The organism is Actinosynnema sp. (genome assembly GCF_052038725.1).
Window position 1 is genome coordinate 1 of record NZ_JBQGCX010001097.1, and the last position, 5740, is coordinate 5740.

General features: G+C 73.8%; 8 protein-coding genes. 5 read left to right on the plus strand and 3 right to left on the minus strand.

Annotated elements, in window-relative coordinates; translation table 11 throughout:
* A partial coding sequence (locus ACTUAL_RS23195) for a hypothetical protein (RefSeq protein WP_440901718.1) occupies positions 1–659 on the plus strand: 659 nt, incomplete at its 5' end.
* A 137-nt stretch (positions 660–796) separates the two neighbouring features.
* On the opposite strand, the gene ACTUAL_RS23200 is transcribed toward ACTUAL_RS23195, so the two are convergent.
* Positions 797–2365, minus strand: a complete 1569-nt coding sequence (locus tag ACTUAL_RS23200; RefSeq protein WP_440901719.1) for a GAF domain-containing protein — start codon at positions 2363–2365, stop codon at positions 797–799.
* 228 nt (positions 2366–2593) lie between these two features.
* Between ACTUAL_RS23200 and ACTUAL_RS23205 the strand changes: the two genes are divergently transcribed.
* From ACTUAL_RS23205 to ACTUAL_RS23220, 4 genes are all read left to right on the plus strand, one after another.
* A complete protein-coding gene (locus ACTUAL_RS23205; protein ID WP_440901720.1) occupies positions 2594–3103 on the plus strand; it encodes a GAF domain-containing protein in 510 nt (169 codons plus the stop codon).
* Between the two features lie 254 nt (positions 3104–3357).
* The gene (locus ACTUAL_RS23210; RefSeq protein WP_096493227.1) at positions 3358–4008 is read left to right on the plus strand and encodes a L,D-transpeptidase family protein; all 651 of its coding nucleotides are present in this window, start codon (positions 3358–3360) and stop codon (positions 4006–4008) included.
* A gap of 156 nt (positions 4009–4164) precedes the next feature.
* Positions 4165–4326, plus strand: coding sequence for a hypothetical protein (locus tag ACTUAL_RS23215; protein ID WP_015801570.1), 162 nt, complete (start codon positions 4165–4167; stop codon positions 4324–4326).
* A gap of 89 nt (positions 4327–4415) precedes the next feature.
* A complete protein-coding gene (locus ACTUAL_RS23220; protein ID WP_440901721.1) occupies positions 4416–4784 on the plus strand; it encodes a hypothetical protein in 369 nt (122 codons plus the stop codon).
* Positions 4785–4790: 6 nt separating this feature from the next.
* On the opposite strand, the gene ACTUAL_RS23225 is transcribed toward ACTUAL_RS23220, so the two are convergent.
* Complete coding sequence (locus tag ACTUAL_RS23225; RefSeq protein ID WP_096493231.1) at positions 4791–5084, minus strand: hypothetical protein; 294 nt, start codon at positions 5082–5084, stop codon at positions 4791–4793.
* 103 nt (positions 5085–5187) lie between these two features.
* Positions 5188–5740: MurR/RpiR family transcriptional regulator (locus ACTUAL_RS23230; protein WP_440901722.1), on the minus strand; the 553-nt coding region annotated here is incomplete at its 5' end.

Consider the following 5740-nt stretch of genomic DNA (forward strand, 5'->3'; position numbering starts at 1 on the left):
TCTGGCCCGGTCGCGGCCTGAACACCGGCGTGAAGAGCGCGCTGTCGCTGGCCGGGACGCTGCGCTCGCGCTGGTCCGGCCGCCGGTTCCGGTTCGCGGACTTCTCCGCGCACGAGGGCCTGATGCAGCAGTTGCAGTACCGGGAGAAGTCCCGCGCCTGGGTCACCATGCTCATGCCCGACGAGGACGGCGTGAACCGGGGCATCGAGGACCGGCTGCGCGCGGGACTGGAGGGCCCCGCGGACCGGCAGAGCCTGGTGAACCAGCTGTGGGCGCGGGTGAAGGAGGTCAAGTCCAGGCTGGGCGGCCGGATGGGCCCGCTGCCGGACGACGGCTGGTACCTGCGCCGGGTCGAGTCGCTGCCCACGCGCACGCTCAAGGCGCTGGTCGAGTCCGGGCAGTGGATCACCCGCGAGATCGGCGGCGACGAGGTCGCGGTGGACGTGCAGTTCCCGGAGGCCGCGCCGTTCGGCCAGGACGTGGTGCCGACCGTGGCCCGCTACCGCACCGCCGAGCACCCCGGCGCGAACCCGCCGAGCGGCCCGGTCCCGGTGCTCGGCGCGAACCCGCCCAGCGGCCCGGTCCCCGTGCTGGGCGCGAACCCCGCCAGCGGACCGATCCCGATCGGCGCGCAGGCGCACGGCGGCCAGCAGCGCTGACCCGGCCCGATCCACCGCGGACGGTCAGCCGCGCGCCGCGCTGGGCGCCCGGCGGCCACCGCCGCACGCGAGGGGGAGACCCCGGCCCGCAGGAAACTCGGATATGTCGTGGGGGCCGGGGCCGCCTGCGATACCGGTCACCTGCCCCCAACGATGTCACGGGTGACCGCGGCCTGCTCGGTCAGCACCCCGCCGATCATCGTCTGGGTCTCGTTGATCCGGTCCACGATCTGGCCGAGCGCGGCCAGCGAGGTCACCACGCTGCCCGCGTCGGACTGGATGGCGCTGATCAACCGCGCCACGTCCTCGGTCGCCCTGGCCGTGCCCTGGGCCAGCTCCTTGACCTCGTTCGCCACGACCGCGAAGCCCTTGCCCGCCTCACCGGCGCGCGCCGCCTCGATGGCCGCGTTCAGCGCCAGCAGGTTGGTCTGCTCGGCGATGTTGTTGATGACCTTGACGACGTCGCCGACCTCGTTGCTGGACTGGGCCAACCGGTCCACGGCCTGGTTCGCGTCGGTGGTCAGCGTGGCCGCCTCGGCCGCGACCCCGGTCGCCTGCACGACGTTGCGCTCCACCTCCTCGATGGAGGTCACCAGCTCCGCGCCCGCCGAGCTGATCCGGGTGGTCTCCCTGATCCGCTCCAACGACTGCGACACCAGGAAAGCGGTGTTGCGCAACGAGTTCTCGCGGCTGTCGCTGAGCTCGACCTCCTCCAGGGTGAAGAAGTCCATCGTGCCGATCACCACGTCGTGCACGACCAGCGGCAGGCACACCCCGGACTTCACGCCCGCTCGCCGCGCCGCGGGCGCCCGCACGCAGTCGGTCATCTCGGCCAGGTCCCGCACGAACAGCATCTCGCGGGCCTTCCACGTGCGCCCGGCCAGGCCGACGCCCTCGCGGAACGAGGCCTCGCGGGTGATCCGGCGGAACTCCTCGCCCGCGTCGCCGGACTCGGTGACGAACCGCAGCTCCTGCCCGGTCGGGTCCACCGCCCAGTACGAGCCGTAGGCCCAGCCGAACTCGCTGCGCACCGTCTCCAGCGCCTGCCGGGTCGCCTCCTCCTCGGAGGTGGCGGAGCCGAGGCCGCGCAGCACGGTGTTGACCGCCTGCAGGTCCAGCGCCGCCGCGGCCTGCACCTCGGAGTCGGTGACCCGCTCCAGCGCCTGCGAGACCAGCAGCCCGATGCTGCGCAGCGCGTCGAGCCGCTGCTCGGACGGCGTCAGGTGCTCCAGGGTGAAGAAGTCCATGGTGCCGACGACCCGGCCCTTGGACATCAGCGGGAAGCAGATGCCGGACTTGACGCCGACCCGCTGCGCGGCGGGAGCGCGCACGCAGTCCTTGACCGTGCCCAGGTCCTCCACGAACACCAGGCCCCTGGTGCGCCAGGTCCGCCCGGACAGCCCGACCCCCTCGGCGAACGAGGCCTCCTGCGTGACCTTGCGGAACTCCTCGCCCGCGTCGCCGGACTCGACGGCGAACCGCAGCGTCCGCCCGGCCTTGTCGATGCGCCAGTAGGAGCCGTAGACCCACCCGAACTGCTTGCGGACCGCGTCCAGGGCGACCTTGACCGCCTGCGCGCTCGTCGTGGCCCCGTCCAGCGCCTTGACCACCGCGGTGACCGCGGCTGCGTTCTCCTGCGCCTCGGCGACCGTCTTCCTCACGTCGGGGACGTCCGCCGTCCGGCGTCGGGACTTCCAGAAGGGCATCGCCCACTCCTGTTGCTGTGGGCCGGGCGGTCCCCGGCGGGTGATACCGGGGAGAACGGCGAAACCGAAACGCACCTGAGCGATTTCCCCCACCCGTTGGGCTGAGAACCCGCACGACTCGGGTGGGCTGGGGCGGTTTCCCTCAGCCCGCGCCGGGCGACGTCGAAAGCAGGTGCACCACGCGTGGGCTGCCGCCGAGGCCCGCACACCTCAGCCAGGAGCGTCCGCATGACCCTGCTCATCCCCCTCGTGAACCTCGAACGGCTGACCGAGGCCACCCGCTACGACACCACCAGCCCCGCGCTGCGCGGGAAGCTGGACCTGCTCGTGAAGCGGTCCGCCGACCGGCTCGGCATGAAGATCGGTCTGGCGAACTTCGTCATGGGGGCCACCACGCACGCGATCGCCTCGCACGGCGCCGACACCGGCATGATCGAGGCGGGCATCCCCGCGGAGTGGAGCTTCTGCTCCCGCGTGGTGCTCACCGGCTGCGACTACACGGTGACCGACGCGACCGCCGACCCCTCGTGGCAGGACACCCCGGCGGTGACCGTCATCGGCGCGCGCAGCTACGCGGGCGTGCCGCTGGTGGCCCCGAACGGGCAGGTGGTCGGCGCCCACTGCGTCGTCGACAGCAAGCGGCGCGAGTTCGACGCCGCCGAGCTGGCGCACCTGCGCGAGTCGGCGAAGGAGATCATGCGGGTGATGCAGGACTACCGGAGCACCACGGAGGGCTGACCCCCGGAGCTCCAGGCGAAGCGGCCCCGTTCACCGGAACGGGGCCGCTTTGTGTCGCGCGGACGGGGACCGGGTAGGCGATCCGTGCCCGGCGGTCGCCGGGGCCGCCCGCGTCGGGCGTGACGGGTCAGGGGGTCGCCGTGGGGTGGATCGGACGTTCGGGTGAACGCCTCGCCGCGAGGCGGGCAGGTGCGCGGGACTCGGTGGGTGCCCGTGCCAGGCTTGGCCGACGTGGTCCGGCGGTGGTTCTCGGCGTGCTGGGGGTGCTGGTGGCCGGCTTGACGCCCGCGACGGCTCAGGTGGCGGCGGTGGCGGGACTGCCGCTGCCGTACGGCGGGGGAGCGGACCAGGTCGTGGCGGTGGTGGTCGACCGCCCCGACGCCACATCCGGGTGGCTGACCGGCTGGCGGCGCGACGGCGCGGGGTGGCGGATGGAGCTGGGGCCCGCGCCCGCGTTCGTGGGCTCTGCGGGCGTCGGCGAGGCGAGCGAGTCGAGCACCCGCACCCCGGCGGGCGCGCACCGGCTGACCGAGTCCTTCGGCACCCTCCCGCCGCTGCCGGAGGGCAGGCTGCCGTACCGGCGGGTCGACGGCGCGGACTGGTGGGTCTCGGACCAGCGCTCCCCGCTGTACAACACCCACCAGCGGTGCGAGCCGGGGACGTGCCCCTTCGACGAGTCTGCGAGCGAGCGCCTGGCGCACGTGGGCCCGGCCTACGACCGCGCGATCGTGATCGACTACAACCGGAGCCCGGCCGTGCCGGGGCGGGGGTCGGCGTTCTTCCTGCACGTGTGGACCGGCGGGCCCACGGCGGGCTGCGTCAGCGTGGACGCCCCGGTGGTGAACCACCTGCTGTCGTGGCTGGACCCGGCGGCCCGACCGGAGGTGCTGATCGGGGTGGGGTGAGCCCGCGGTTCCTTCGCCCGCCGCACGGTCAAACCCATTCCCGGTCATTTTTACGCGCTATTCCAGAAGCAGTTTTTCACCCGGTGAGGTGTGCAATTGTCCCCGTCCGGGTAGCCGGTTAGTGACACAAAGCCACCGCATCGGGAGGAGGGCGTCATGCCCTGGGTCCGTCAGCACCGCAGGCACGTCCCCGGCAGCTGGTTCCGCACCACCACGGTCCACCCGCACCACCGCCGCCGCGCGGGCAGCCTGCCGCTGATCCCGGTCGCCATCGGCGCCGTCGTGGCCATCCTGGTGCTGCTGCTCATCATCTTCTGAAACACCCTGAATCGCGCACCACCGACGGCGCGGCGCGGACCTGAGGGTCCGCCCGCGCCGTTGTCATTCATGATCGCCAAACTGGGCGAGTGATCTTCGAGGGTCCGTTCTGCCGGGCCGAAGCCAGGGCGTTGCTCGCGGCCACCGCCACCGGCCTGCTGATCGGCGTCGCGTGCCTGGCGAACTCCGTGCGCTGGGCGCGCTCGTCGCGGTCCTCGGCGCTGCGGCACCGGGGTGGGCCGCCTCGTGCCCGGTGCGCGCGGGTGGCGGTCGGCCTCTTCGTCAGCTGCCCGGTCCTGGTCAGGACCGAGGGCGACCGGGAACACCTGACCACCCTGCGCCGCCTGGACGTCGAGGGTCGCCCGCACCCCGAGGTCGTCGCGCGGGCCGGGGCGCTCCACGACCACGTCTTCGCGACCCGGCCCGCCCCGTGCGAGCCGGGTCTGCTCGAACCCTGACCCGCCTCACCCCGCCGAGCCGGCGGTGGCGCCCTGCTGAGCCTCCGGCTCCGCGCGCCGATCCGGCACCGCCGCCGCCGCTTTCCACTGCTTCAGGTCCCGGTTCGCCATCGCCGGGTGCCCGGCGGTGTCCCGCTGCCCGCCCTGCGACTCGGCCCCCAGCGCGGTCGCGGCGGCCAGCGACAGCGTCGCGTGCGCCTGCGCCCGCGCCAGCAGCTCCCCGCGCGCGGCGGCGTCGGCGGTCTCGTCGGCTTCGGTGAGGAGTTCCTGCGCCCTGGTGTAGTGCTCGGCTCCGGTCATCACCCCATCGTCGTGAGCCGTTGCCCCGTTCGGAACCGCTGGCCGGGCGGTATCGAATCGCCCTCGCGGACGCCCGGACCGCCCCGGCCGCCCCGCCCCCCGGCTACCCCCCGACCCGCCGGTGCAGCAGCCCGAACCGCGACCACATCCCCTCCGCCGTCTCTATCGACGCCGCCGTCCGCTCCGGGTCGATCGCCGCCAGCTGCGCCACCACCGCCTGCGCCACCGCCACCCCCGACGTCAGCGACGGGAAGAACGCCACCCCCTCCGCAGGTACCAGCAGCACCTCCTCCGCCGCCGAGGACAGAGCCGGGCTGGCCGCGTCGGTCACCGCGAACACCCGCGCCCCCCGCGACCTCGCCTCGTTCGCCGCCAGCACGGTGCTCTCGTACAGCCGCCAGAAGCTCACCGCGATCAGCACGTCCCGCCCGTCCACGGCCGCCACCGCGTTCGCCAGCTCCGCGTCCCCGCCCGACACCGCCACCACGTCGTACCCGGCCAGCCGCGCGTTGTGCGCCAGCGCCGTCCCGACCGCCGCGTAGCTGCCCGCCGCGATCACCAGCGTCCGCCGCGCCCCCGCGATCGCCCGCGCCACCACCTCGAGCACGCCCTCGTCGAGCCTGCGGTGCAGCAGCGCCAACCCGTCCAGGTCCCGC